The sequence below is a fragment of the Xanthomonas sp. genome, from assembly GCF_017163755.1.
In the GTDB taxonomy this organism is placed as follows: domain Bacteria; phylum Pseudomonadota; class Gammaproteobacteria; order Xanthomonadales; family Xanthomonadaceae; genus Xanthomonas_A.
Window position 1 is genome coordinate 72,758 of record NZ_JAFIWC010000012.1, and the last position, 24,573, is coordinate 97,330.

The following is a 24,573-nucleotide window of genomic DNA, read 5'->3' on the forward strand; positions in this document are numbered from 1 at the left end:
CTACGTGGCGAGCCGGCGCCGGTCCGGCCTCAGCTGCGCAGGCCCGGCGGCAGCGGCGGCAAGCGGGCCAGGAACACATCGCACACACCGCGGTAGCGTGCATAGCCCTCGTCGATCCGCCGCGGGATCAGCAGCCGCGCGCCGTGGATGCCGACCACGAACATCGCCAGGAACAGCACGATGCCGACCACCACGCCGGCCTGCGCATCGATGACGCGGCCGATGGCATAGCCCAGCGCCGGCGGCAGCAGCACCCACCCGCCATCAGCAGCAGGAAGCCGTTGCGGCGGCGGCGGTGCGCCTGGCACAGCCCAAGCAGGTGCGCGCTGCGCTTGCGCACGATCACCGCGACGATCGCGTAGATCAGCATGCTGACCAGCACCAGCAGCAACAGCCATGGCGTGTGCCAGTAGAACGTATGCGCGCTTTCGCGCCGTACCCTCACCCCAACCCCTCTCCCGGTGGGAGAGGGGCTTAAGCGCGCCGCGGCTGTTTCCTTCTCCCCTTGGGAGAAGGTGGCCCGCAGGGCCGGATGAGGGTGCGGGCGGAGCCCCGTGCAGTCAGCTCAGCGAGACCTTACGCTCGTCCTAACACGCAGCGGCGGCGACGGCGTTGCCAAGCGCGGCTGCGCGGCGCGAATACGCCTGTGCCTGTGGGCTTGCGCCCGGCTTGCGCGCCGTGCCGCCGCGGCCCCCACCCACGCGACGGCAGGCGCTATCGGCCGGGCGCGGAAGCCGGCATAGCCGCGATCCGGAAGGCGGCAGCCTGCAGTGCGGAAAGGCCGGCCCTGCGCCGCCGGCGCCGTGGCGCCGTCAGCGCTCGACGATCGCCACCACGCCCATGCCGCCGGCGGTGCAGATCGAGATCAGGGCACGGCCGCCGCCGCGCTCCTGCAGCTGCTTGGCCACGGTGGCGACGATGCGCGCGCCGGTGGCGGCGAACGGATGCCCGGTGGCCAGCGACGAGCCCAGCGGATTGATCTTGGCCGGGTCGATCTGCCCCAGCGGCGCGTCCAGCCCGAGCCGGTTGCGGCAGTAGTCCTCGCTCTCCCAGGCGCGCAGCGTGCACAGCACCTGCGCGGCGAAGGCCTCGTGGATCTCGTAGATGTCGAAGTCCTGCAGGCTCAGGCCGTGGCGCTTGAGCATGTCCGGCACGGCGATGGTCGGCGCCATCAGCAGGCCTTCGCCATGCACGAAGTCCACCGCCGCGACCTGCGCATCGCGCAGATAGGCCATCGGCACATGCCCGTGCGCCTGCGCCCATTCCTCTGAGGCCAGCAGCACCGCAGCGGCGCCATCGGTCAGCGGCGTGGAGTTGGCGGCGGTCAGGGTGCCGCGGCCGCTGGTCTTGTCGAACGCCGGCTTCAGCGTGGCCAGCTTCTCCAGCGAGGTGTCGGCGCGCAGGATGTTGTCGCGCTCCACGCCGCGGAACGGGGCGATCAGGTCGGCGAAGAAGCCGCGCTCGTAGGCGGCGGCCAGCTTCTTGTGCGAGGACACCGCCCAGGCGTCCTGCGAGTCGCGCGCGATGTTCCACTGCTTGGCCATGTCCTCGCAGTGGTCACCCATGCTCTTGCCGGTGCGCGGCTCGGCCACGCCGGGGAATTCGGGCTTGAGCTCGGCGAACTTGAAGCTGCGGGTCAGCGCGCGGATCTTGTCGCCGGTGGTCTTGGCGCGGTTGGCCGCCAGCAGCCTGGCGCGCAGCTTCTTGCCATAGACGATCGGCACCTCGGAGGTGGTGTCCGAGCCGCCGCCGATGCCCGAGTCGATCTGCCCCAGCGCGATCTTGTTGGCCACGGTGATGATGCTGTCCAGGCTGGTGCCGCAGGCGCGCTGCAGGGTGATGCCGGGCGTGAGCGGCGACAGGCCGGAGGACAGTGCCGCCTCGCGGCCCAGGTTCCAGTCGCTGGAGTGCTTGATCACCGCCCCCATCGCCACTTCGCCCAGCTGCTGGCCGTGCAGGCCGTAGCGTTCCACCAGCGCCCCGAGCGTCCGTACCGACATGCCGAGATTCCCCACATCCGCATATGCCGTGTTCTGCCGGCAAAACGGAATGCGGACGCCGCCGAGGATGGCGACGGGACGGGCTGCTGGCATGGGATTACCTCGCATGAGGGTCGGGGACATGACCTGCACGTTAGCGCAGGCATAATGAAGCGAGTGTAGCTTTGCGCCCGCGACGGGCCAACCGCCAAACGATGAGCCAAGCCGATACCAGCACCAACGCCCGGGGCGTGATCGCCCTCGAACTCGCCGGAGGCGCGGCACCGGCGCACGCGGCCCTGCCGCATGCGCTGGCCGGCGAACTGGCCGAGAAGGTCGGCCGCGACCTGGCGCAACTGGTGCCGGCGGTGCGCGAACTGGAGCTGAGCCTGGCCGGCGCCCATTTCGACCCGGCGGAGGTGCTGCGCCCGGGCTGGCCGATGCACCGCCGCCTGGACGAGCTGCGCGCCCGCGCCCCCGGCCGCGATGCCGGCCCGCGCCTGCTGGCCTTCGGCGCCGACGCCGATGGCAGCGTGCCGCTGCCGTTCCAGGCCGACGCCGCGCTGCTCGGCGGCGCGCTGCGGGTGGTGCCATTCCTGCTCAGCGGCCCGGCCGAGACGGTGCGTCCGGTCGCCGACGCGCTGGAAGAGCGGCTGCTGGCGCAGGGCATGGCGCAGCCGGACACCGCGCTGCTCGCGCAGCAGGCGTTCGGCGCGCAGATCGAGCACGCGCGCTACCTGACCGGCAACGACCTGGCCGCGATGATGTCGATGCAGTACGACAACCAGGGCCTGGCGCCGCTGTGGCCGCTGATCGAGACCGCGCTGCTGGCGCCGGACCAGGAAGAGTGGCTGGCCGCCCCGCCCGAGCCGCTGCTGCGCTACCGCGGCGGGGAGGTGCGCATGGCCCTGTTCGACCCAGCCAGCTGGTGCGCGCATTACGCCTACGACCGGCAGGACTGCGAGCGCCTGCAGCGCGTCTACGAACAATACCTGGCGCGCCAGCGGCAGCTGGCCGCGGTGCTGGAGGCGCACGGCGTGCCGGTGCTGTACGTGCACTGCGAGGCCGGGCAGGACGCGAGGCAGGCGCTGGCGGCCTGAAGCGACGCCGGGAACCGCCGTTGTCGGTGGACGACCCCGTCCCTTCTTCGGAAAGCGCGTGCACAAAGGGACCGGCCGGTTTTTAACTGCGATAGCGGACGGGCGCCAGCGCGCGCCCGTCCGCTATTGGAGCGGCTGCCGCCGCTCGCCTACTGTGCCGCAGCGCCCGCAGGTGCCGGCGTCGCAGCGCTGGCATTGCCCTTGATCACGCCGCAGGCCAGGCGGCCGCCGGCGTTGCCGGTGGGCTGGGTCTTGTAGTCGTCCGGATCGGCGTGGACGATCACCGCGTGGTTGAGGATGTCGAAGCCGTCGCCCTTGCCGATGTTGACGTTGTTGGACACCGGCGCGTCGATCGTGGCCTTGCCCTCGGCGTCGGCCTTCAGGTTGGGCATGTCGCCGCCGTGGTGCGGATCGGCGCCGACCTGGCCGTGGTCGGCCTTGGCCGGGTTGAAGTGGCCGCCGGCGCTGCTGCCGTCGGGCGCGCTGCAGTCGCCGAACTCGTGGATGTGGAAGCCGTGCTCGCTGTTGGGCTTGAGCCCGGTGACGGTGCCGGCGACGTGCACGGCGCCGTTGACCACGTTGAAGCTGACTTCGCCGGCGACCTGGTTGCCCTGGGTCGGGCTCAACGCGGCGGTGGCGCTGGCCGCCGCCTGGGCCGCGGGCGGGGTGGCCGGCGCCGGTTCGGCGGCGGGCGCGGCGGCAGGCGGCTGCGCCGCGCTCGCCGGGGCGTCGGCGGCGGGCTCTTCGCGTTTGCACGCGCCCAGGGCGAGGGTCGTGGCCAGGAACAGGGCGGTGGGCAGAATACGCATGGGAGGTTCTCCTTGCTGGGGGCCGCGGGATGCGACGGACATGCCGGGACCGGCCCGGCGGATGTTCGGTTAGCGGAGCACGCGGATCACGCCGCAGGCCACGCGCGCGCCGGCATTGCCGGCCGGCTGGCTGCGGTAGTCGTCCGGGTCGGCGTGCACGACCAGCGCGCGCCCGGCGATGTCGGTCGCCGCGCCGCCGCCGAGCACCACGCCGTGGAGCACCAGGTCCACCTGGGCCACGCCCTCGGCATTGGCGTTGAGGTTGTCCATGTCGCCGGCATGGTGCGGGCCATGGCCGGCGCGCCCGTGCGGCGTACCGAGCGGGTTGAAATGGCCGCCGGCGCTGCTGGCGTCGGCGGCGCTGCAGTCGCCGCGCTCGTGCACGTGGAAGGCGAACGCGCGGTTGCGCGGCAGGCCGCCGAGGGTACCGGTGATGCGCACGCCGTCGCCGGCCGGCACCAGCAGCACCTTGCCGCTGACCAGGCTGCCCGACGCCGACGCCAGTACCGCCTGCGCCTGTTGCGCGGTGCTCACCGGCGCCGGTGCCGGCGCGGCGGGCGGCGCGGGCGGCGCCGGTGGCGTGCTGCTGCAGGCGGCCAGCAGCAGCGCGCTTGCCATCGTCGAATACAGCCTGTAACGCATCGATGCCTCCTTGAATCGGGCAGAACCTAGAGAGATGGCCGTGCAAGCCCCATGAAGGTGCGCGCGCCAGGGCCGCAGTCTAACCGCACGGCCGGACGCGGCCGTTTGCTGCGATGTGTCAAGCCTCGCGTCGGCGCTGCGCCTATAGTCCGGGCGCCATGACCACCCGCAAACTACGTCCCCCGCTGGTGGCGAACGCATGGCCGGGCGGGTCGCTGACCGCGCTGTACCAGCGCTGCCGGCCGGCGCTGATGTCGTTCTTCCGCCGCCGCGTCGCCGATCCCAGCGAGGCCGAGGACCTGACCCACCAGCTGTTCGCCAACCTCGCCGCGTCCCCGGGCGCGGTGTGCGACGACGGCTACCTGTTCCGCAGCGCCGCCAACCTGCTGCGCGACCGCGCGCGCCGCGAGAAGGTGCGCGCGCTGCACCGGCAGCATGCGCCGGCCGAGCGCGGCGTGGAGACGCTGGACCCGCCGCGGGTGCTGGCCGGGCGCCAGGCGCTGGGCGAAGTCGCCGATGCGCTGGAGAAGCTGGCGCCGCGCACCCGGGCGATCTTCCTGCAGTTCCGCCTGGAGAACATGAGCCAGGCGCAGATCGCGCGGTGCTACGGCATTTCGGTCAGCGCGGTGCAGAAGCACCTGCTGCGGGCGATGACCGAGCTGGCGGAATTGATGGAGCAGGCGCCATGAGCGGCGAATCGGCCGCCCAGGCCGCCGCGCGCTGGTGCCTGCTGCTGGCCACGGGCGAACCGTCGTCCGCGCAGCGGCAGGCGCTGGACGCGTGGCTGCAGGCCGATCCCGAACACGCGCGCCTGCTGCAGCGCGCGCGCCGCGCCTGGGCGCTGACCGGCGCGGCGGCGCAGCACCCGCGCGTGCAGGCGCTGCGCGCCGCGGCGCGTGCCGATGCGCGGCGCGCGCCGCGTCCGCTGGCCTGGGCGGTCGCGGCCAGCGTGGCGCTGGCCGCGTTCGGCGCATGGTGGATGCTGGCGCCCGACGTCTACCGCACCGGCCTGGCCGAACAGCGCGAGGTGGTGCTGGACGACGGCTCGCGGATCGCGCTGGATGCCGACAGCCAAGTGGAGGTGCATTACCGCAGCCGGCTGCGCGAGCTGCGGCTGCGCCGCGGCCGCGCCGCGTTCACCGTGGCCAGGCAGCGCGAGCGCCCGTTCGTGGTCGAGGCCGGCGACAGCCGGGTGGTCGCCACCGGCACCGTGTTCAGCGTCGAGCGGGTCGGCACGCAGGTCCGGGTGGCGCTGTACGAAGGCAGCGTGGAGGTCCAGGCCGGCGGCCGCAGCGTGGCGCGGCAGGCGCCCGCGCCGCAGCCGCTGGCCGCCGGCCAGGCCTGGACCTCGCCCGCCGGCGACGCCGGCCGCGCGCGCATCGTCCGCGTCGATCCGGCGCAGGACCAGGCCTGGCGCAGCGGGCTGCTGCTGTTCGACGACGAGCCGCTGGCCGCGGCGGTGGCGCGGGTGAACCGCTACAGCCCGGTCCCGCTGGAGCTGAGCGAGGCCGCCGCCGCGCGGCCGCTGCGGGTCAGCGGCATGTTCAGGGCCGGCGACAGCGCCGCCTTCGTCTCCGGGGTGACCGCGGTGCTGCCGCTGCGCTCGCGGCCGCGCGGCGACGCGGTGGTGCTCGAGCCGCGCTGACCCGCCGCGCCCGCGGCGCCGCAGGTGTGGGTTTGCCGCGCTCGTGCGTTGTCTTCTGGCGAGAGCGGTGGCGCACCCGTGCTGCCGTGCCTGCCATGAGGAGAGAGCCCGTCATGCCACTGCCCGTCCGTTTGCTCCCCGCCGCCGTGCGCGCCTGCCTGCAGCTCGGCCTGACCCTGGCGCTGTCCGCCCCGGCATGGGCGCAGACCGCGCCGCCGCCGGCCGCCGCGCGCATCGCTTTCGACATTCCGGCGCAGGACCTGGCCAGCGCGCTGGTCGCGTTCGGACGCGCCTCCAACCAGCAGCTGGTGTACGACCGCGCGGTGGTCGCCGGCAAGCGCAGCGCGGCGCTCAGCGGCAGCTACGAGGCCGAGGAAGGACTGCGCCTGCTGTTGTCCGGCAGCGGGCTGAGCGTGCGCGCGACCGGCCATCACGTGCTGGTGATCGAGGCGCCGGCGGCGGCGTCCGACGCCGGCGCGCAGACCCTGGACGCGGTGGTCGTCACCGGCACCACCGCCGCGCACCGCACCGTGCTGGAGTCGTCCTCGGCGATCACCGTGGCCGACCGCAAGGCGCTGGAGCGCAAGGCGCCGCGCAGCACCGCGCAGGCGCTGGAGATGATCCCGGGCATGTTCGTGGAGGCGTCCGGCGGCGAGATCTCCAACAACTTCTCGGTGCGCGGCATGCCCGGCGGCAGCCAGCAGTTCGTGCAGCTGTCCGAGGACGGACTGCCGGTGTTCTACACCAACGCGCTGGCCGACACGATCCTCAAGCAGGAGCTCGGCATCGACCGGATGGAGGCGGTGCGCGGCGGCACCTCCGGCATCCTCACCGTCAACGGCGCCGGCGCCACGGTCAACTTCCTCACCCGCAAGCCCGGCGCCGAGCCGGAAGGCACGCTGCGCCTGACCACCTCGGACTTCGGCACGCGTCGCATCGACCTGTGGCAGGGCGGGCCGATCAACCAGGACTGGCACTACAGCGTCGGCGGCTTCTACCGCGAGTCCGACGGGGTGCGCGACCCGGGCTTCACCGGCGACCACGGCGGCATCGTGCGCGCCACGATCGGGCGCATGTTCGAGCGCGGCGAGTTCGGCTTCAGCCTCAAGCTGGTCGACGACCACAACACCTTCCAGTTGCCGATCCCGCTGCAGGACGCCGGCGACCCGCGCGGCGTGCCCGGCCTGGACGCCAACACCGGCACCATGCTCAGCGGCGACAACGTGGTGATGCGGGTGCGCACCGCGCCGGCGTCGGGCAGCAGCTGGCAGCGGCACGACCTGCGCGACGGCGTGCACGTCACCGCGTTCGCGCCCGGCTACCACTTCGAATACGACATCCACGACGGGCTGACGTTCCGTTCCAAGGGCCGCTACACCGACTTCGAAAGCGACTTCAATTCGGTGTTCAGTTCCGACAACGCCTCGCTGGTGCCGGCCACCTACCGCCTGGACCGCGCCAACTTCGGCGACATCGGCGTGCTGCTGGACCGCTTCGCCGCGCAGGGCGCGGTGCAGGCCGGCCTGCGCCGGGTCAACAACGGCGAGGTGATCGCCGGCGCCGACGCGCTCAACGCGCTCAACGGCAACGGCCTGGTCACCCACAGCATCACCGGCAACAACCGCCGCGACGTGGAGGAGTTCGTCAACGACGCCAGCCTGACCTGGCAGGACGAGCGCAACAGCTTCACCGCCGGGCTGCTGTATTTCCACAGCCGGGTGCGCGATTCCAACATCGGCGCCTCGACCTTCGTCAGCGAGGTGCGCAACCGCCCGGACCGCATGGACATCGTCGCCCTGGACGCCGCCGGCAACGTGGTCGGCGCGCTCACCGAGGACGGGCTGCTCAACTACAGCAACTGGGGCGACAGCAACAACCGCTACAAGGCCGACTCGCTGTCGCTGTACCTCAACGACGAGTTCCAGGCCACCGAGCGGCTGCGCATCGACGGCGGCGTGCGCGTGGAGCACTACGACATCGACTTCTACGAGGGCATCTCGCTGCCGATGCAGCCGGTCGAAGGCGCGTTCGACGCGAACGGCAACGACGTGGACGACATCATCGCCAACAACTACCTGGCGCAGTTCGGCGGCGGCGCGTTCACCGGCCGCTACACCCGCTACGACAGCGGCTTCACCGAGACCGCCGCGACGCTGGGCGGCACCTACCTGCTCAACGACAACTTCGCGCTGTACGCGCGCTATGCGCGCGGCTTCCAGGCCAACGGCCGCTTCGACCCGGTCAAGATCGATTTCGGCGAGGTCGGCCTGCGCTACCAGAACAAGAGCCTGACCGCGTCGCTGACCGGCTTCCGCACCGCCTACAAGGATTTCCTGTTCTCGCGGCTGCCGCCGGGCGCGGCGACCGAGGTGCGCTTCTACTCGGACATCGTCTCCAACGGCGTGGAGTTCGACGTGCTGTGGAAGCCGGCCGCGTATTTCCAGCTGCAGGCCACCGGCGTGGTGCAGCGCTCGGAGATCGAGGTCAACGACGATCAGGGCACCGGCTTTGCGCGGCTGTTCGACGGCAACAAGCCCGAACGCACGCCGCCGGTGAACGTCACCGTGACCCCGAGCCTGCTGCTGCCCGACGGTCGCGGCGAGGTCTACGTGTCCTACCATTACGTGGACAAGATCTATTCGGACATCGCCAATACGCTGGAGCTGCCCAGCTATGGCGTGTGGAGCGCGGGGGTGATGTACCGGCTCACGCCGAAATGGCAGCTGCAGGCGAACCTGGACAACCTCACCGACGAGGTCGGCCTGACCGAGGGCAACCCGCGCTCGGGATTCGCCGAGAACAGCGGCGTGTCCGGCGCGTTCTACGCGCGGCCGATCCTGGGCCGCAACCTGCTGCTGAGCCTGACCTACGATTTCTGAGCCGAGGAGCCGAGCGATGCGCATGTTTTCCTGGCGCCGGCTGCCCGCCGGCGCGCTGCTGGCGCTGGCGTGCGGCTGGCTGCCGTCCCTGGCGCTGGCGCAGATGGCCGCGCGCGATGCCGGCGCGCAGGCCGCCGCATCCGCACCCGCCGATGGCGATGGCGATGGCGATGGCGAGACGCTGCGCTTCCGCATCCGCGAAGGCCGCAACGACAACCTGTTCTATCGCCATGGCCGGATCGCCGCGCACGCGTTGCTGACCGCGGGTACGCAGCCGCGCCTGCTGGCCGCCTTCCCCGCCGGCAACAGCGGCGCCGGGGTGTGGTTCCAGCCCACCCGGGCGCCGGTGCAGTGGCAGGCGCAGGGCGAGTTGCGTGGCGTGCAGCGCGAGGATGCGCGCGGACGCGCGCTGCGCGGGATCGCACTGGAGGCCAGCACCGACGCGCCGGCGCTGGCGGTGCGCGAGGCGGTGCTCGGCAGCGTCCGCGTGCTGCGCGACTACCAGGCCCTGGGCACGCGGCCGGACGCGGTGGCGACCGCGCCGACGCACCAGGGCCAGCGCCTGCGCTGGGCGCGCGACCGGCTCGACGGCCAGGCCGGCTATGCGCTGGAGCTGGAGGTGCTCGACGGCCGCATCGATGCGCGCCCGGGCCAGCCGCTCGTGCTGCGCGCCGCGGCGGGCAAGCCGCTGCGCCTGCGCTTCACCGCGCTGACCGGCGAGGCGCCGCTGACCCCGCTGACCTCGGCGCAGCTGTTCACGCCGCAGGCGGGCAGCGATCCGCGCAGCCGCCAGGCCCTGGCGTTCCTGAGCTACGAGGAGAAGCTGCTGGCCGGTTCGTGGCGGTTCGACACCTACTTCGGTCGCGACACGCTGATGTCGCTGCGCCTGCTGCTGCCGGCGCTGGCGCCGGAGGCGGTGGAGGCCGGGCTGGGCTCGGTGCTGGCGCGGCTGGACGGTGCCGGCGAGGTCGCCCACGAGGAGGACATCGGCGAGTTCGCGGTACTGCGCCACCGCGCCGAGGGCCGGGCCGGCGACGCCACGCCGATCTACGACTACGCCATGGTCGACGACGACTTCATGCTGGCGCCGGTGGCCGCGGCGTGGCTGCTGGACAGCGAGCAGGGCCGCGCGCGCGGCGCCGCGTTCCTGGCCCGGACCACGCCCGGCGGGCAGACCTACGGCGCCGCGCTGGCGCGCAACCTGCTGTGGGTGGTGGAGCGTAGCGCCGGCTTCGCCGAGCAGCCGCGCTGGGACCGGCTGATCGCGCTGGGACCGGGGCGCGCCACCGGGCAATGGCGCGACAGCGAGCACGGCCTCGGTGGCGGCCGCTATGCGTACGACGTCAACGCGGTGTTCGTGCCGGCGGCGCTGGACGCGGTCGCGCGGCTGCAGGCGCAGGACCTGCTGCGGCCGTACCTGACGCCGGCGCAGGCGCGCCGGCTGCAGCGCGCGGCCGAATTCGGCGAACGCTGGCAGCGCCATGCGCCGGCGCTGTTCGCGCTGGAGCGCGAGCCGGCCCAGGCGCGGCGCGCGGTCGCCGCCTATGCCGAAACGGCCGGCGTGGATCCGGCACCGGCCTTGGCCGCGCTGCCGCGCGGGCCGCTGCGCTTCGACGCGCTGGCGCTGGACGGCGCCGGGCGACCGGTGCCGGTGCTGCATTCGGACGGCGGCTTTTCGCTGCTGTTCCTGCACCCGCCGCCGCCGGCGCTGGACCGGCTGGTGGACGGGTTGCTGCGCCCGTTCCCCGCCGGGCTGATGACCGACGTGGGCCTGCTGGTGGCCAATCCCGCCTACGCGCCGCCGGCGCTGCAGGCCCGGTTCGGCGCCGACGCCTATCACGGCACCGTGGTGTGGTCGTGGCAGCAGGCGGTGCTGGCGGCCGGGCTGGAGCGCCAGCTGCAGCGCGACGACCTGCCGGCGCCCACCCGCGCGCGCCTGCTGGCGGCGCGCAAGCGCCTGTGGACGGCGATCGACGCCGCGCCCGAGGTGCGCACCTCGGAGCTGTGGTCGTGGACCTACGCCGACGGCCGCTACGCGGTGCGCGCGTTCGGCCAGGCGCACGGCGACGCCGACGAGTCCAACGCCGCGCAGCTGTGGAGCACGGTGTTCCTGGCGCTGCGCCCGCCGGCGCCGTAGCGATCGGGACTCGGGACTCGGGACTCGGGACTCGCAAAAGAGTATCCGCGGCGCGCATCGCCGCAATGGCGTGTGAGGCCATGCCGCAGCATGGATCCTGCACTGGCCTGCACCTGCCCGCGCACAGGAAACCGCGCTGTCCCGAGTCCCGGGTCCCCAGTCCCGATTACAGCCAGGCGTCAGCGCCGTCGCCGTCCCGGCCCGAGCTTGCGCGTGACCGTGTTGCGGCCCACGCCCAGGCGCGCGGCGGCTTCGGCGCGGCGGCCCTGGGTGAAGCGCAACGCCACCTCCAGCAGCGCCTTGTCGAAGCGCTCGCGCGCCTCGGCGTGCAGACCCTCGGCGCCGTCGGCCAGGCGCTGCTGCGCCCAGGCCGACAGTTGCGCGTCCCACTCGCCGCCCTCGCCGCTGCGTTCGCGGCGGGCGCCGCGGCTCAGCGCGCTGTCCACGTCGTGGGCGTCGATGGTTTCCGCCGGCGCCAGCGCGGCCAGGCGCCAGCACACGTTCTCCAGCTCGCGCACGTTGCCCGGCCAGGCGTAGCCGCGCAGCGCGTCCAGCGCCGCCAGCGACAGCCGCTTGGGCGGCGTGTCGAGCTTGCGCGCGGCCATCGCCAGGAAATTCTCGGCCAGCTGCGGCACGTCGGCGCGGCGTTCGCGCAGCGGCGGCAACTGCAGCCGCACCACGTCCAGCCGATGCAGCAGGTCGGCGCGGAAACGGCCCTGCTCGACCAGCGCTTCCAGGTCCTGGTGGGTGGCCGCGATCACCCGCACGTCGACCCGGATCAGCTCGCGGCCGCCGACGCGGAAGAACTCGTTCTCGGCCAGCACGCGCAGCAGCCGGGTCTGCAGCGGCAGCGGCATGTCGCCGATCTCGTCGAGGAACAGGGTGCCGCCGTCGGCCTGTTCGAAGCGGCCGATGTGGCGCCGCTGCGCGCCGGTGAAGGCGCCGGCCTCGTGGCCGAACAGTTCGCTCTCCAGCAGCTCGGCCGGAATCGCCGCGGTGTTGAGCGCGACGAACGGCTTGCGCGCGCGCGGCGATTCGTTGTGCAGCGCATGCGCGACCAGTTCCTTGCCGGTGCCGGTCTCGCCGTTGATCAGCACCGACAGCGGCGCCTGCGCCAGGCGGCCGATGGCGCGGAACAGCGCGCGCATCGCCGGGGTGTCGCCGATCAACTCGGCGCTGCCCTGGCTGGGCGCCGCCACGCCGACCGCGGCCTGGTCGGCGCCGGCGTCCGGCAGCGCGCGCGCGGCCAGCGCCACCGCATCGTCCAGGTCGAACGGCTTGGACAGGAACTCGTGCGCGCCGCCGCGGAACGCGCCGGCGGTGCTGGCCACGTCGGTATAGGCCGACATCACGATCACCGGCAGCTGCGGATGCGCCGCCTTGAGCTTGTCCAGCAGCACCAGGCCGTCGTCGCCGGGCATGCGCACGTCGGTGAACAGCAGGTCCGGCAACGGCCGCTGCGCCAGCGCCTGCAGCGCCGAGGCGGCGCTGTCGAAGCCGTCCACGGCATAGCCGGCATCGCGCAGCGCGGTGGACAGCACGAAGCGGACCGAACGGTCGTCGTCGACCACCCAGATGCGTTGCGATCCTTCCCGGGATTCAGCCATCGGAATGCTCCTGTTCGGGGTCCGCTGCGGCCTGCGGCAACAGCAGGGTGAAAACGGTATGGCCCGGGCGCGAGCGGAAGCTCAGCGCGCCGGCGTGTTCGCGCGCGACCTGCTGCGCCAGCGCCAGCCCCAGTCCGCTGCCTTCGGCGCGGCCGCTGACCAGCGGCAGGAACAGGTGTTCGGCCAGTTCCTCGGGCACGCCGCGGCCGTCGTCGACGATCTCCAGGCGCAGGCCGCGCGCGTGCACGCGGTCGCCGATGCGCTGGCCGTGCTCGACCCGGGTGCGCAGGGTCACCTGCGCGGCGCCGGCCTGGATCGCGTTGCGCACCAGGTTCCACACCGCCTGGGTCAGGCGGTCGGCGTCGCCGAGGAACTCGGGGATGCTCGGGTCGTAGTCGCGCTGCAGCCGCACCGACCAGCCGCCCTCGTTCTCGGCCAGGCGCAGCACCCGCTCCAGCACCGCGTGGATGTTGAGCATGGCGTGCGGGCGCGCCGGGGACGGCGACAGCAGCTGGTCGAGCAAGGTATTCAGGCGCTCGATCTCCGCGCCGATCAGCTCGATCAGTTCGCGCTCGTCCTCGTCGCGGTGCACCGCGCGCCGCGCCAGCAGTTGCGCGGCGCCCTTCAGCCCGGCCAGCGGGTTGCGCAGCTCGTGGGCCAGGCCCTTGAGCGCGGCGCTGAGCGCGTTGGGCAGCGCCTGGGTCGGATCCAGGGTGGGAAATTCGTCGACCGGATGCGCCTCGAGCAGCCAGCCGCCGTCGTCCAGCCGCGACAGCCAGCCCTCGGCGAAGCGCGGCGTCTCGCCCGGCACCGCCAGCGCCATGCGGTGCAGGCGCAGCACGTCGCGCTCATCGTTGAGCAGGAACCGCGCCAGCGCGTCGCCCTGCACTTCCAGCGAGGCCAGCGGCTGGTCGAGCAGGCGCCGCACGCTGACGCCCAGCCAGCGCGCGAACGCGGGATTGGCGCCGAGCAGGCGGCCGCCGGCATCGGCCCAGACCACGGGCGTGCCAAGGGCGTCGAGAGAGGGCGGAAGCGGGATCGCAGTCATTGCACCAATGTAGTGCAAAGGGCGCCGGACGGCGCTGAACGCCTGGCAGCGCGGGGCATCGGCCCGGACCGGCCGACAGCGGGGACCGCCGCCGCGACGGGGCCGGTCGCCGCCACCGCCGCCGGCGGACACCAGGCACCGCGGGCAACGGAGAAGGGAAGAGCGAGGCTAGCGGCCACGCGGAATACCTCGATCGCTGAGAAAACTGCCGTCGTTCCGCCCCATGGAGCGCCGGCGATGGCCTCTGGCCGCCCGGACCGGCCCATGCCGGCCGCAGGCGGGATTGCCGCAGCGGCCCGCGACCGAGGTCGCGGGCCGGTCGTACTCGTTACCCGGCTCAGGACTCGTACGCGGATTCGCCGTGCGAGGTGATGTCCAGGCCTTCGCGCTCGGCCTCTTCCGGTACGCGCAGGCCGAACACCAGCTTGGCGATCAGGAAGCCCACCACCGACACCAGGCCGATCCACACCAGGGTGATCAGCACGCCCTCGGCCTGGATCAGCACCTGGCGGCCGATGCTGTAGTCGTCGCCCTTGACCCCGCCCAGCGACGCGGCGGAGAACACGCCGGTCAGGATCGCGCCGATGATGCCGCCCAGGCCATGCACGCCGAACACGTCCAGGCTGTCGTCGGCGCCGAGCAGCTTCTTCAGCCCGGTGACGCCCCACACGCACAGCACGCCGGCGGCCAGGCCGATGGCGATCGCGCCGAACGGACCGACGGTGCCGCAGGCCGGGGTGATGCCGACCAGGCCAGCGACCATGCCCGAGGCCACGCCCAGCGCCGAGGACTTGCCCTTGATCACCTTCTCGGTCAGCGACCAGCCCAGCACCGCCGCGGCGGTGGCCAGCAGCGTGTTGAGGAAGGCCAGCGCGGCGCCGGCGTTGGCTTCCAGGTTGGAGCCGGCGTTGAAGCCGAACCAGCCCACCCACAGCAGCGAGGCGCCGACGAAGGTCAGGGTCACGTTGTGCGGCTTGATCGCCTCGCGGCCGAAGCCGGTGCGCTTGCCGACGAAGTAGGCGCCGACCAGGCCGGCGATACCGGCGTTGATGTGCACCACGGTGCCGCCGGCGAAATCCAGCGCGCCCTTGTCGAACAGGTAGCCGCCGGTGGCCCAGACCATGTGCGCCAGCGGCAGGTAGCCGAAGGTGAACCAGATCACCGAGAACAGCAGCACCGCGGCGAACTTCACCCGTTCGGCGAACGCGCCGACGATCAGCGCGCCGGTGATGCCGGCGAAGGTCAGCTGGAAACCGACGAACACGTACTCGGGCAGGCTCACGCCCTTGGTGAAGGTCGCCGCCAGGGTCTCGACGGTCACGCCCTTGAGCAGGGCCTTGTCGAGGTTGCCGATCCACGGGCCTTCGCCGGAGAACGCCAGGCTGTAGCCGTACACCACCCACAGCACCGCGATCAGCGAGAACACCACCGCGACCTGGATCAGCACCGACAGCACGTTCTTGGCGCGGACCATGCCGCCGTAGAACAGCGCCAGGCCCGGCACCACCATCAGCAGCACCAGCAGCGTGGAGGTGAGCATCCAGGCGACGTCGCCCTTGTCCACGGTCGGCGCGGCGTCGGCCGCCGCCTCCGCGGCGGGCGCGGCGGCGGCCGGCGGGGTGAGTTGCTCGGTGGTCACGTCCGGTGTCGGCACCGGGGTGACTTCCGCCTGGGCGAAGGCCGTGCCCGGCACGCCCATCGCCAACGCGCTGATCACCATCAGCATGCATACCGCATAGAACCGGGCCTTCCACCCGGCCAGTAGACGTGTCTTCATGAAGGGCTCCGAGTAGGGGTTAGAGCGCATCGGCGCCGATTTCGCCGGTGCGGATACGCACGACCTGTTCGATCGCGGTGACGAAGATCTTGCCGTCGCCGATCTTGCCGGTGCCGGCCGCGGTCTGGATCGCCTCGACCACCGCATCCAGGCGCTCGTCGGTGACCACGGTCTCGATCTTGATCTTGGGCAGGAAGTCGACGACGTACTCGGCGCCGCGATACAGCTCGGTGTGCCCCTTCTGCCGGCCGAAGCCCTTGACCTCGGTGACGGTGATGCCGGACACGCCCGCCTGCGACAGGGCCTCGCGGACCTCGTCGAGCTTGAACGGCCGGATGATGGCGGTGATCAGTTTCATGCGCATACCCCGTTGGTGGAAGGAGCCGGCCGCCGACAACGTCGGCCGGCGGTTGCAAGTCACCCGGCGCCGCGGATGACGCCGTACTGCCGCGCGCACGTGCCGCGGATCACGCCGCTGGCCCGCACCAGGTGCGAAGCGCTGCGGCGACGTGGGAGGGAGCGTGGCCCACGGCACGTATGCGGTCTTTCTATCCCCTGAATGGCTTGGTGTTGCGGCGCGACTGCGCAGGCCACTGCGACGGCTCCCCAGCCGACGAAGTGGCGGCGATGGCGAAGGAGGGAGGGGTAACCTTCGCCATCGCCGCGCGTGGAACTCAGTTGGCGTAGTACAGCTGGTATTCCAGCGGGTGGGTCGCCGCGCGGAACTTGGTCACTTCCTGCATCTTCAGCGCGATGTAGCCGTCGATGAAGTCGTCGCTGAACACGCCGCCGGCCTTGAGGAACTCGCGGTCGGCGTCGAGCGCTTCCAGCGCCTGGTCCAGGCTCGAGCACACCTGCGGGATCTGCTTCTCTTCTTCCGGCGGCAGGTCGTACAGGTCCTTGTCGCTGGGCGCGCCCGGGTCGATCTGGTTCTTGATGCCGTCCAGGCCGGCCATCATCAGCGCGGCGAAGGTCAGGTAGCCGGACTGCAGCGGATCGGGGAAGCGGATCTCGATGCGGCGCGCCTTCGGGTTGGACACCCACGGGATGCGGCACGAGGCCGAGCGGTTGCGCGCCGAGTAGGCCAGCATCACCGGCGCCTCGAAGCCCGGGACCAGGCGCTTGTAGCTGTTGGTGCCGGAGTTGGTGAAGGCGTTGATCGCCTTGGCGTGCTTGAAGATGCCGCCGATGTACCACAGCGCCATCTGGCTCAGGCCGCCGTAGCCGTCGCCGGAGAACAGGTTGGTGCCGCCCTTGGCCAGCGACTGGTGCACGTGCATGCCCGAGCCGTTGTCGCCGACGATCGGCTTGGGCATGAAGGTCGCGGTCTTGCCGTTGCGGTAGGCGACGTTCTTGATGATGTACTTCATCATCATCAGCTCGTCGGCCTTCTTCACCAACGAGTTGAACTTGGTGCCGATCTCGCACTGGCCGGCGGTGGCGACCTCGTGGTGGTGCACCTCGACCTCGATGCCGACCTGTTCCAGGGTCTTGCACATTTCCGCGCGCAGGTCCTGCAGCGAGTCGGTCGGCGGCACCGGGAAGTAGCCGCCCTTGACCGCCGGGCGGTAGCCGCTGTTGCCGCCTTCGATCTTGCTGCCGCTGCTCCAGGCCGCTTCTTCCGAATCGATCTTGAAGAAGGTGTGGCCCATCTCGTTGCCGAAGCGCACGCCGTCGAAGATGAAGAATTCCGGCTCCGGGCCGAAGAACGCCTGGTCGGCGATGCCGCTGGACTTCAGGTACGCCTCGGCGCGCTTGGCCACGCCGCGCGGGTCGCGCCCGTAGCTCTGCATGGTGGCCGGGTCGAGGATGTCGCAGGTCAGCACCAGGGTCGGGTCGGCCATGAACGGGTCGACGAACGCGGTGTCGGCGTCGGGCAGCAGGACCATGTCCGACTCGTTGATGCCCTTCCAGCCCGAGATCGAGCTGCCGTCGAACATCTTGCCCTCTTCGAACAGCGACGGTTCGATGATGCTCACGGGGAAGGTCACGTGCTGCTGCACGCCCCGCATGTCGACGAACCGCAGGTCGACGAACTCGACCTTGTTGTCCTTGACGAGCTTCTCAATATTTTCCGCAGACATCGATGAAACCTCGGGTTGGTAAAAGACTTGCCATGTGACAGCAATCGCCGTGCCAACTGCATCCCATTCACAAGTCCTTGATTTTGGTGAAGGACGCACGAAGAAGGGCTGAGCGCGATGCGCCATTTTGGTGCTTTATGCGTGCGGCGCACTGAAATGGTGCTTTCGGCAATGTTCTATCCTTGGCGCCGCTCCCTCCCCCATGAGCCGCACGTCCCATGACCGACCTGTTCTCCGCCCTGTTGCTGGGCATCCTCGAAGGCCTGACCGAATTCCTGCCGATCTCCAGCACCGGCCACCTGCTGATCGCCGAGCAATGGCTGGGCCGGCGCTCGGACTTCTTCAACATCGTGATCCAGGCCGGCGCGATCCTGGCCATCAGCCTGGCGTTGCGGCAGCGGCTGTGGTCGCTGGCCACCGGGCTGGGCGATCGCGCCAACCGCGACTACGTGCTCAAGCTCGGGGTGTCGTTCCTGGTCACCGCGGTGGTCGGCCTGGCGGTGCGCAAGGCCGGCTGGGAACTGCCCGAAACGGTGCAGCCGATCGCCTGGGCGCTGGTGATCGGCGGGGTGTGGATGCTGGTGGCCGAGCACTTCGCCGGCAAGCTGCCCGACCGCGACGCGGTGACCTGGAAGGTGGCGATCGCGGTCGGCCTGGCGCAGGTGGTGGCCGGCGTGTTCCCGGGCACCTCGCGCTCGGCCTCGGCGATCTTCCTGGCGATGCTGCTGGGCCTGAGCCGGCGTTCGGCCGCGGCCGAATTCGTGTTCCTGGTCGGGATCCCGACCATGTTCGCCGCCAGCGGCTACGCGTTCCTGGAGCTGTACAAGGAAGGCGCGATCGGCAGCGAGAACTGGACCGACGTGGCGGTGGCCTTCGCCGCGGCGGTGGTCACCGGCTTTGCGGTGGTCCGCTGGCTGCTGGGCTACATCAAGTCGCACCGGTTCACCGCGTTCGCGGTGTACCGCATCGTGCTCGGCACGGCGCTGCTGCTGTGGCTGCCGGCGGCCTGAGGACGGCCTCTGCGCGTGTCATACCCTCACCCCAACCCCTCTCCCGATGGGAGAGGGGCTAAGGCGGTGCTGTTCCTTCTCCCACCGGGAGAAGGTGGCCCGAAGGGCCGGATGAGGGTACGGGCGAAGCCTGGTGCGCCCCGCCTGGCCCCAGACCCTGGCCGCCGTACCCTCACCCCAACCCATCTCCCGATGGGAGAGGGGCTAAGGCGCGGCTGTTCCCTTCTCCCACCGGGAGAAGGTGGCCCGAAGGGCCGGATGAGGGTACGGGCGGAGCCTGGTGCGCCCCGCCTGGCCCAGGACCCTGGCCGCCGTACCCTCACCCCAACCCCTCTCCCGATGGGAGAGGGGCTAAGGCGGCTGTTCCCTTCTCCCACCGGGAGAAGGTGGCCCGAAGGGCCGGATGAGGGTGCGGGCGACGCCTGGTGCGCCCAGCCCGGCCCAGGACCCTGGCCGACGTACCCTCACCCCAACCCCTCTCCCGATGGGAGAGGGGCTAAGGCGGCTGCTCCCTTCTCCCACCGGGAGAAGGTGGCCCGAAGGGCCGGATGAGGGTGCGGGCGACGCCTGCTGCGCCCAGCCCGGCCCAGGACCCTGGCCGCCGTACCCTCACCCCAACCCCTCTCCCGATGGGAGAGGGGCTCAGGACGCAGGGCCTCAGGCCAGCGCGCGATTCAGGCTGTAGGTGCCGTACAGGCTGGCCTCGGCCAGCACGTGGCCCTGCATCGCGCGCAGCGCGTCGGCGGCGGTGAAGCGCGGCGGCAGGTCCAGCGTGGCCACGTCCAGCGCGAACAGGCGGAAGAAGTAACGGTGCACGCGCAGGTCGTTGAACGGTGGATACGGGCCGTCGTAGCCGTAGTAGTCGCCGCCCATGTCCGGATCGCCGGCGAACCAGTCGGTATAGCTGTTCAGGCCCTGCCGCGCGCCCTCCAGGCCGGGCGGTTGCTGCTTGCCCCTGACGGTGACGCCGTCGCTGGCGCTGCCTTCGGCGATCTCGCGCACCGCGGCCGGAATCCCAACGACAGCCCAATGCACGAAATCGGTGCGTGGCTGTTCGACCGGGATCTGCAGATCCTCGCGGCCGACCGTTTCCGGCACCGTCGGCACGTCCGGGTCGATGCACAGCAGCGCAAACGAGGCGGTGCCGTCCGGCACCTCGTCCCAGGCCAGGTGCGGGTTGCGGTTGCCGCCGAAGCCGGTGGCCGCGCCCATCGCAAAGGTCGCGGCGATCGGCTGGCCGGGCTGGATGCTGTCACTGCGCAGACGCATGGAATCCTCCGTGGGGAACAGGTCAGGCTTCAGGATAGCCAAGCCGCACCGCCACCGGGGTGAGCAGGGCGAAGGCCGCGCCCAGCTCGCCGGCATAGGCGCGCCAGCGGCCGGCGGGCAGGCGCGCCGCGCCGAGCGTGGGCAGGGTCGGGAACGGCACGCCGAAGGCGTCCTGCAGCGCCGCCGCCAGCGCGGCCGGATCGGCATCGATGCCGTCCAGGCGCAACAGCCGGTGCGGATACAGGTCCTGCTCGTGCAGCTGCGCGACCTGCGCCAGCACCGCCGCCAGCCAGCGCGCGCCGTCCTGCGGCGAGGCCAGTCCCAGCGGCGCCGGCGAGCCGTAGGCCAACCAGTCCAGCAGCATGTCGCGCGGATCGCGCAGCGCGACCAGCAACCGCCCTTCCGGCAGCTGCGGGCGCAGCGCGAGCAGCAGCACGTTGTCCCACCACAGCAGCCAGTCGACGATATTGCCCTCGTCGATGCCGCGCGCCGGCAGCTGCGCGCGCCATTCGGCGACCAGCGTGGCGGCGTCCAGGTCGCCGGCCGCCAGCTCGGCGATGGTCCGGTAGCGCTGGAACGCGTCGACCGGCGGCTGCGTGCCGAAGCGGTCGCCGCGCAGCACGCGGCTGGCCGCGCCCATCACCGCGACCACCCGCTCCACGCCGCTACCCGGCGCGCCCCAGACGAACAGCGGCCGCGCCCGGACCTGCGGGTCCACCGCCGCCAGCGCCGGCCACTGGGTCAGAGTCGGCCCCGGCGGCGGCAGCGGCAGCCGGTGCGGCAGCTGTTCCTGCTGGAACTGGATCCAGGTCGCCAGCGCGTCGGACGTGCGCCCGGCGCGATCCTGCACCGACGCCAGCCACGGCCGCAAGGTGGTGCGCTCGGCCTCGGGCAGGCGCGCGATCAGGCCCTGCACGTGCGCGATGGCCGCGTCGGCATCGCGCGCCAGCAGCGCCTCGACGATGCGCTGCTCGGCGCTGCTGCGGCCCGGTTCCAGCGCCACGATGCGCCGCGCCACCGCCTCGGCCTGCGCATCCTCGCCGGCCATCTCGTGCACCCGCAGCTGCGCCTCCAGCGCCGGCACGTGCGCCGGCATCGCCGCCTGCCAGCGCTCGATCAGCGCGCGCGCCTCGGCGCCGCCGACCGGCTCCACCGCCAGCCGCGCCAGCCACAGGTCGTGCTCGCCCGGCGCGGTGGCCAGCGCCGCTTCCAGCGTGGCGCGGGCATCGTCGACCGCGCCGAGCCGTTCCCAGGCGATCAGCGCGGCGTGCAGCGTGCGCCGGTCGGCCGGCCAGGCGCCGAGGGCGCGGCGCAGGTGCGGCAGCGCGTCGGCCGGGCGCCCGGCCTGCAGTTCGTATTCGCCGGCCAGGCGGCGCATGCCGGGGGTATCGCCGGCCGGATCGGCCAGCACCGCCGCCAGCGCCGCGATCGCGTCGTCGAGCCGGCCCTGGCGCTGCGCCAGCTGCGCGATCAGCGCGTGCAGCGCGCTCGCGCCCGGCGTCAGCTCGGTGACCCGGCGCAATGCGGTTTCGGCGAAGGCCAGATGCCCCTTCTCCAGATAGGCGAAGCCCAGCGCATACAGCAGCCGCGGATCGTCCGGCAGGCGCTTGCTGGCGTGCGAGAGCAGGCTCAGCGCGCGGTCGGCGTCGCCACGGCGCAATGCCAGCATGCCGTCGAGCGCGAGCAGCTGCGGGTGTTCGGGCGCCAGCCGCGCGGCGGTGCGGCTGAGCCGTTCGGCCTCGTCCAGGTCGCCGCGGCCCAGCGCCAGCTGGCCGCGCATCACGTAGGCCAGGAATTGGTTGGGATCGAGCTGCGCGCTGCGCGCCAGCGCGTCCTCGGCCTGGGCCAGGTCGCGGCCGCCGAGCAGCATGCCGGCGCGCAGCAGGTGCAGGCTGGCGTCTTCCGGCGCCAGCGCAATCGCCTGTTCGATGCTGCGCAGCGCGGCATCGCCGTCTCCGCGCTGCTGCTGCGCCAGCGCCAGCCAGCGCTGCGCCTGCGGGTCGTCGGCGGCCTGCGCCACCCAGGCCTGCGCCAGGCTCAGGGCTTCATCGTTCGCCTGGCGGCGCAGCGCATCGAGGATTGGGGCTTGCATGGAGGGTCCGGCTCTGGGCAAACCGGCATTGTAGCGGGCCGGCTCAGGCGGGCAGCACGCCGCTCAGCCGCTCGGCCACCCAGCGTTCGGCGAAGCCGTCGCCGCGCGCGTTCTCGATGAAGCCGCAGTGCCCGCCCCAGCGCGCGATGTCCAGCCGCGCCTGCGCCGGCAGCTCCCAGGCGCGGAAGTCCTCCAGCGGGATCACCGGGTCGTCCTCGGCCATCAGGATGTCGGCCGGCACCGCCAGCTCGCGCAGCCGCGCGCCGGCGATCGAGTAGCTGTCGAAGTACGCATCGAGGCTGGCGAAACCGGCGTGGCGCTCGGCCAACCAGGCCATCAGCCCGCGCATGTCCAGCGCCAGGGTGGCGTCGTCGTAGCCGTGCCGCTCGGGGAACAGCTCGCGCTTGCGCAGCAGCGACTCGCGCCACTTGCGGCGGAAATACCAGTCGTAGAACTGCGGGCCGTTCTCGATCCGCTGCATCGTGGTGGCCGGGTCCAGCAGCGGGCACACCGCGGCCACGCGCTGCAGCGGCAGCCCGGCGGCGGGCGCGCGCAGGGCCAGGCGCAGGGCGAAGTTGCCGCCGAGCGAATAGCCGGCGGCCAGCAGCACCGGTGCCGGGAAGCGCCGCCACAGGTCGCAGGCGGCGTTGACCACCTCGTCCAAGCGCTCGGAATGGAACAGGTCCACGTTGAGGTGGTGAGTGCCGCCGTGGTCGCGGAAATTGAGCCGGAACACCTGATAGCCGCGCGCCAGCAGCTGCGCCGCGGTCAGCCGCATGTAGCCCGAATCGGAGCTGCCTTCCCAGCCGTGCAGCAGCAGCACGGTGCCGCGCGGGGCGGCGCCGGCCGGCACGCTGAGCCAGCCCTGCAGGCGCACGCCGTCGCCGCCGTCGAGGATGTGTTCGCTGGTGGCCGCGCCGCTGGCGGCGAGCAACTGCTCGCCGCGGCGGCGGCGCAGCGCGCTGGACCCGATCACCGACTGTACGTGCGGATTGCGCAGCCAACGCGGGGGGAGGTAGTCGGCGGCCATCATCATCGGCATGGAGCTTGCGCCGCGCGATTGGAGCAATACTTCAAATCGCCTGGGCCGCAGTGTTCCACGTTCAGCGTTGCGCCATCGCCGCGACGATGCGCGCACGCGAGATCTCGGCGATGCGCCGGCGCCCTTCCACGTCCTGCAGCCGGATCGGCTCCAGGAAGTGCACCTCGGCCACGCGTCCCGGCTCGCCGAGCAGGCGCAGGAAATTGGCGAAGAAGCTCTCGCCCGGGCCGAACGCGACCACGGCCTGCGCCGAGCCGCCGGCGCCGTAGCGCAGCGCCACCGGCTGCACCGCGACCTCGGCCTCCACCGCGGCCTGGAAGATGCGCGCATGGAACGGGCCGACCTCGCGGCCGCCGCGGGTGCGCCCTTCCGGGAACACGCCGACCGAGCGGCCGGCGCGCAGCCGCTCCACCATCGCCTGCAGCACCCCGCCCAGCGACTCGGTGCTGCCGCGCTGGTGGAAGATGGTCTGCCCGCGCGCGGCCAGCCAGCCGACCAGCGGCCAGCCAGCGATCTCGCGCTTGGCGACGAAACCCATCATGCGCTGGCTGTGCAGCAGGGTGATGTCGATCCAGCTGACGTGGTTGGCGACGAACAGCACCGGGTTGGGCAGCGGCGTGCCGACGCGGCGCACGCGGAAGCCGAAGATGCGCACCAGCCAGGTCGACCACCAGCACACGGTGCGGTCGCCGAACGACTCGGCGCCGGCGCGGCCCGGCGACAGCGCCATGCACGCCAGCAGGACAGGCAGCGCCACGAACACGTGCAGCGCCAGCAGCGGAAGGCGATAGCCGTAACGCACCCAGCGCAGCGCCCCGCCGCTGGGGCGCGTGGCGGGTGGGGAGAACTCGCTCATGCGGACAAGGTACCGAAGCCGGGGACGGAAGCTGCCTATTGTGTCAGTCCCAAGACGGTTGTGGCTCAGCTGCGCGCGATCACCGCCAGGGTCAGCCGCGACACGCACACCGGCTTGCCGGCGGCATCGTCGATCCGGATCTCCCAGACCTGGGTGGTGCGGCCCACATGCAGCGGGCGCGCGGTACCGGTGACGCTGCCCTCGCGCACGGCGCGCAGGTGGTTGGCGTTGATCTCCAGGCCCACGCAGACCAGGCCCGGCGCCACGGACAGGTTGCCGGCGCTGCTGCCCAGGGTCTCGGCCAGCGCCACCGACGCGCCGCCGTGCAGCAGGCCGTAGGGCTGGAGCGTGCGCGCATCGACCGGCATGGTCGCGCGCAGCCAGTCCGGCCCGGCCTCGGTGAAGACGATGCCCAGCTGCTCGATCAGGGTGCCGCGCGCGGCGGCGTTGAGGGCGGCAAGATCGACGGGTTCGCGGAAGGCCATGGCGCAGGGTCCGTGCAGGAAGAAGGCGCCAGCCTAGCGGCAAACCCCGCAGCGGGCGACGCAACGGGCCGTGGCGGCGCTACCGCCCTTCTGGCATCGCGCCGCGCCGCAG

The 24,573-nt window shown here is 72.2% G+C and carries 20 protein-coding genes; 6 read left to right on the forward strand and 14 right to left on the reverse strand.

What is annotated here, in order from left to right:
* Positions 1-29: 29 nt before the first annotated feature.
* Both JR065_RS09895 and JR065_RS09900 read right to left on the reverse strand, forming a co-directional pair.
* Entirely contained in the window at positions 30-254 is a 225-nt protein-coding gene (locus JR065_RS09895) for a hypothetical protein (protein WP_206233934.1), read from the reverse strand.
* 558 nt (positions 255-812) lie between these two features.
* Complete coding sequence (locus JR065_RS09900) at positions 813-2,108, reverse strand: acetyl-CoA C-acetyltransferase (RefSeq protein ID WP_206234002.1); 1,296 nt, start codon at positions 2,106-2,108, stop codon at positions 813-815.
* Positions 2,109-2,194: 86 nt separating this feature from the next.
* Between JR065_RS09900 and JR065_RS09905 the strand changes: the two genes are divergently transcribed.
* Positions 2,195-3,079, forward strand: coding sequence for a hypothetical protein (locus JR065_RS09905; RefSeq protein WP_206233935.1), 885 nt, complete (start codon positions 2,195-2,197; stop codon positions 3,077-3,079).
* Between the two features lie 149 nt (positions 3,080-3,228).
* On the opposite strand, the gene JR065_RS09910 is transcribed toward JR065_RS09905, so the two are convergent.
* Both JR065_RS09910 and JR065_RS09915 read right to left on the reverse strand, forming a co-directional pair.
* A complete protein-coding gene (locus JR065_RS09910) occupies positions 3,229-3,888 on the reverse strand; it encodes a superoxide dismutase family protein (protein ID WP_206233936.1) in 660 nt (219 codons plus the stop codon).
* Positions 3,889-3,957: 69 nt separating this feature from the next.
* Positions 3,958-4,530 carry a superoxide dismutase family protein gene (locus JR065_RS09915; protein ID WP_206233937.1) on the reverse strand — a complete coding sequence of 191 codons (573 nt, stop codon included), beginning with the start codon at positions 4,528-4,530 and terminating at the stop codon, positions 3,958-3,960.
* 158 nt (positions 4,531-4,688) lie between these two features.
* Between JR065_RS09915 and JR065_RS09920 the strand changes: the two genes are divergently transcribed.
* The 4 genes from JR065_RS09920 (at position 4,689) to JR065_RS09935 (ending at position 11,191) form a co-directional block, all read left to right on the forward strand.
* On the forward strand, positions 4,689-5,219 hold the full coding sequence (locus tag JR065_RS09920; RefSeq protein WP_206233938.1) for an RNA polymerase sigma factor: 531 nt from the start codon (positions 4,689-4,691) through the stop codon (positions 5,217-5,219).
* A complete protein-coding gene (locus JR065_RS09925; protein ID WP_206233940.1) occupies positions 5,216-6,175 on the forward strand; it encodes a FecR family protein in 960 nt (319 codons plus the stop codon). The genes JR065_RS09920 and JR065_RS09925 overlap by 4 nt, the downstream gene beginning before the upstream one ends.
* Before the next feature lie 113 nt (positions 6,176-6,288).
* Complete coding sequence (locus JR065_RS09930) at positions 6,289-9,054, forward strand: TonB-dependent siderophore receptor (RefSeq protein ID WP_206233941.1); 2,766 nt, start codon at positions 6,289-6,291, stop codon at positions 9,052-9,054.
* A 16-nt stretch (positions 9,055-9,070) separates the two neighbouring features.
* Positions 9,071-11,191 carry a hypothetical protein gene (locus tag JR065_RS09935; RefSeq protein WP_206233942.1) on the forward strand — a complete coding sequence of 707 codons (2,121 nt, stop codon included), beginning with the start codon at positions 9,071-9,073 and terminating at the stop codon, positions 11,189-11,191.
* Between the two features lie 179 nt (positions 11,192-11,370).
* Here JR065_RS09935 and ntrC read toward each other — a convergent pair whose 3' ends face one another.
* The 5 genes from ntrC to glnA all read right to left on the reverse strand — a co-directional run bounded on the left by ntrC (position 11,371) and on the right by glnA (position 17,707).
* Positions 11,371-12,798: a nitrogen regulation protein NR(I) gene (gene ntrC, locus JR065_RS09940; protein ID WP_206233943.1), complete on the reverse strand. Its 1,428-nt coding sequence runs from the start codon at positions 12,796-12,798 to the stop codon at positions 11,371-11,373.
* The gene (locus JR065_RS09945) at positions 12,791-13,846 is read right to left on the reverse strand and encodes a two-component system sensor histidine kinase NtrB (RefSeq protein ID WP_206233944.1); all 1,056 of its coding nucleotides are present in this window, start codon (positions 13,844-13,846) and stop codon (positions 12,791-12,793) included. The genes ntrC and JR065_RS09945 overlap by 8 nt, the downstream gene beginning before the upstream one ends.
* A 337-nt stretch (positions 13,847-14,183) precedes the next feature.
* The gene (locus JR065_RS09950; RefSeq protein ID WP_206233945.1) at positions 14,184-15,623 is read right to left on the reverse strand and encodes an ammonium transporter; all 1,440 of its coding nucleotides are present in this window, start codon (positions 15,621-15,623) and stop codon (positions 14,184-14,186) included.
* 19 nt (positions 15,624-15,642) lie between these two features.
* Complete coding sequence (locus JR065_RS09955) at positions 15,643-15,981, reverse strand: P-II family nitrogen regulator (protein ID WP_206233946.1); 339 nt, start codon at positions 15,979-15,981, stop codon at positions 15,643-15,645.
* A gap of 316 nt (positions 15,982-16,297) precedes the next feature.
* Entirely contained in the window at positions 16,298-17,707 is a 1,410-nt protein-coding gene (glnA, locus tag JR065_RS09960; RefSeq protein WP_206233947.1) for a type I glutamate--ammonia ligase, read from the reverse strand.
* A 218-nt stretch (positions 17,708-17,925) separates the two neighbouring features.
* On the opposite strand from glnA, the gene JR065_RS09965 reads away from it, so the two are divergent.
* Positions 17,926-18,717 (forward strand): undecaprenyl-diphosphate phosphatase, encoded by a 792-nt coding sequence (locus JR065_RS09965; protein ID WP_206233948.1) that lies wholly within the window; start codon positions 17,926-17,928, stop codon positions 18,715-18,717.
* A 657-nt stretch (positions 18,718-19,374) separates the two neighbouring features.
* On the opposite strand, the gene JR065_RS09970 is transcribed toward JR065_RS09965, so the two are convergent.
* From JR065_RS09970 to JR065_RS09990, 5 genes are all read right to left on the reverse strand, one after another.
* On the reverse strand, positions 19,375-19,986 hold the full coding sequence (locus JR065_RS09970; RefSeq protein WP_206233950.1) for a YbhB/YbcL family Raf kinase inhibitor-like protein: 612 nt from the start codon (positions 19,984-19,986) through the stop codon (positions 19,375-19,377).
* Between the two features lie 22 nt (positions 19,987-20,008).
* Positions 20,009-22,078 (reverse strand): tetratricopeptide repeat protein, encoded by a 2,070-nt coding sequence (locus tag JR065_RS09975; protein ID WP_206233951.1) that lies wholly within the window; start codon positions 22,076-22,078, stop codon positions 20,009-20,011.
* Between the two features lie 43 nt (positions 22,079-22,121).
* Positions 22,122-23,111 (reverse strand): YheT family hydrolase, encoded by a 990-nt coding sequence (locus JR065_RS09980; protein WP_206234003.1) that lies wholly within the window; start codon positions 23,109-23,111, stop codon positions 22,122-22,124.
* 70 nt (positions 23,112-23,181) lie between these two features.
* Positions 23,182-23,976 (reverse strand): lysophospholipid acyltransferase family protein, encoded by a 795-nt coding sequence (locus JR065_RS09985; RefSeq protein WP_206233952.1) that lies wholly within the window; start codon positions 23,974-23,976, stop codon positions 23,182-23,184.
* 65 nt (positions 23,977-24,041) lie between these two features.
* The gene (locus tag JR065_RS09990) at positions 24,042-24,461 is read right to left on the reverse strand and encodes a hotdog fold thioesterase (RefSeq protein WP_206233953.1); all 420 of its coding nucleotides are present in this window, start codon (positions 24,459-24,461) and stop codon (positions 24,042-24,044) included.
* Positions 24,462-24,573 lie beyond the last annotated feature (112 nt).

What these genes read in the sequence shown, in the direction of transcription:
- JR065_RS09900 (WP_206234002.1), bottom strand. Translation starts at nt 2,108, where the DNA reads ATGCGAGGTAATCCCATGCCAGCAGCCCGTCCCGTCGCCATCCTCGGC.
- JR065_RS09905 (WP_206233935.1), top strand. Translation starts at nt 2,195, where the DNA reads ATGAGCCAAGCCGATACCAGCACCAACGCCCGGGGCGTGATCGCCCTC.
- JR065_RS09910 (WP_206233936.1), bottom strand. Translation starts at nt 3,888, where the DNA reads ATGCGTATTCTGCCCACCGCCCTGTTCCTGGCCACGACCCTCGCCCTG.
- JR065_RS09915 (WP_206233937.1), bottom strand. Translation starts at nt 4,530, where the DNA reads ATGCGTTACAGGCTGTATTCGACGATGGCAAGCGCGCTGCTGCTGGCC.
- JR065_RS09920 (WP_206233938.1), top strand. Translation starts at nt 4,689, where the DNA reads ATGACCACCCGCAAACTACGTCCCCCGCTGGTGGCGAACGCATGGCCG.
- JR065_RS09925 (WP_206233940.1), top strand. Translation starts at nt 5,216, where the DNA reads ATGAGCGGCGAATCGGCCGCCCAGGCCGCCGCGCGCTGGTGCCTGCTG.
- JR065_RS09930 (WP_206233941.1), top strand. Translation starts at nt 6,289, where the DNA reads ATGCCACTGCCCGTCCGTTTGCTCCCCGCCGCCGTGCGCGCCTGCCTG.
- JR065_RS09935 (WP_206233942.1), top strand. Translation starts at nt 9,071, where the DNA reads ATGCGCATGTTTTCCTGGCGCCGGCTGCCCGCCGGCGCGCTGCTGGCG.
- ntrC (WP_206233943.1), bottom strand. Translation starts at nt 12,798, where the DNA reads ATGGCTGAATCCCGGGAAGGATCGCAACGCATCTGGGTGGTCGACGAC.
- JR065_RS09945 (WP_206233944.1), bottom strand. Translation starts at nt 13,846, where the DNA reads ATGACTGCGATCCCGCTTCCGCCCTCTCTCGACGCCCTTGGCACGCCC.
- JR065_RS09950 (WP_206233945.1), bottom strand. Translation starts at nt 15,623, where the DNA reads ATGAAGACACGTCTACTGGCCGGGTGGAAGGCCCGGTTCTATGCGGTA.
- JR065_RS09955 (WP_206233946.1), bottom strand. Translation starts at nt 15,981, where the DNA reads ATGAAACTGATCACCGCCATCATCCGGCCGTTCAAGCTCGACGAGGTC.
- glnA (WP_206233947.1), bottom strand. Translation starts at nt 17,707, where the DNA reads ATGTCTGCGGAAAATATTGAGAAGCTCGTCAAGGACAACAAGGTCGAG.
- JR065_RS09965 (WP_206233948.1), top strand. Translation starts at nt 17,926, where the DNA reads ATGACCGACCTGTTCTCCGCCCTGTTGCTGGGCATCCTCGAAGGCCTG.
- JR065_RS09970 (WP_206233950.1), bottom strand. Translation starts at nt 19,986, where the DNA reads ATGCGTCTGCGCAGTGACAGCATCCAGCCCGGCCAGCCGATCGCCGCG.
- JR065_RS09975 (WP_206233951.1), bottom strand. Translation starts at nt 22,078, where the DNA reads ATGCAAGCCCCAATCCTCGATGCGCTGCGCCGCCAGGCGAACGATGAA.
- JR065_RS09980 (WP_206234003.1), bottom strand. Translation starts at nt 23,111, where the DNA reads ATGATGGCCGCCGACTACCTCCCCCCGCGTTGGCTGCGCAATCCGCAC.
- JR065_RS09985 (WP_206233952.1), bottom strand. Translation starts at nt 23,976, where the DNA reads ATGAGCGAGTTCTCCCCACCCGCCACGCGCCCCAGCGGCGGGGCGCTG.
- JR065_RS09990 (WP_206233953.1), bottom strand. Translation starts at nt 24,461, where the DNA reads ATGGCCTTCCGCGAACCCGTCGATCTTGCCGCCCTCAACGCCGCCGCG.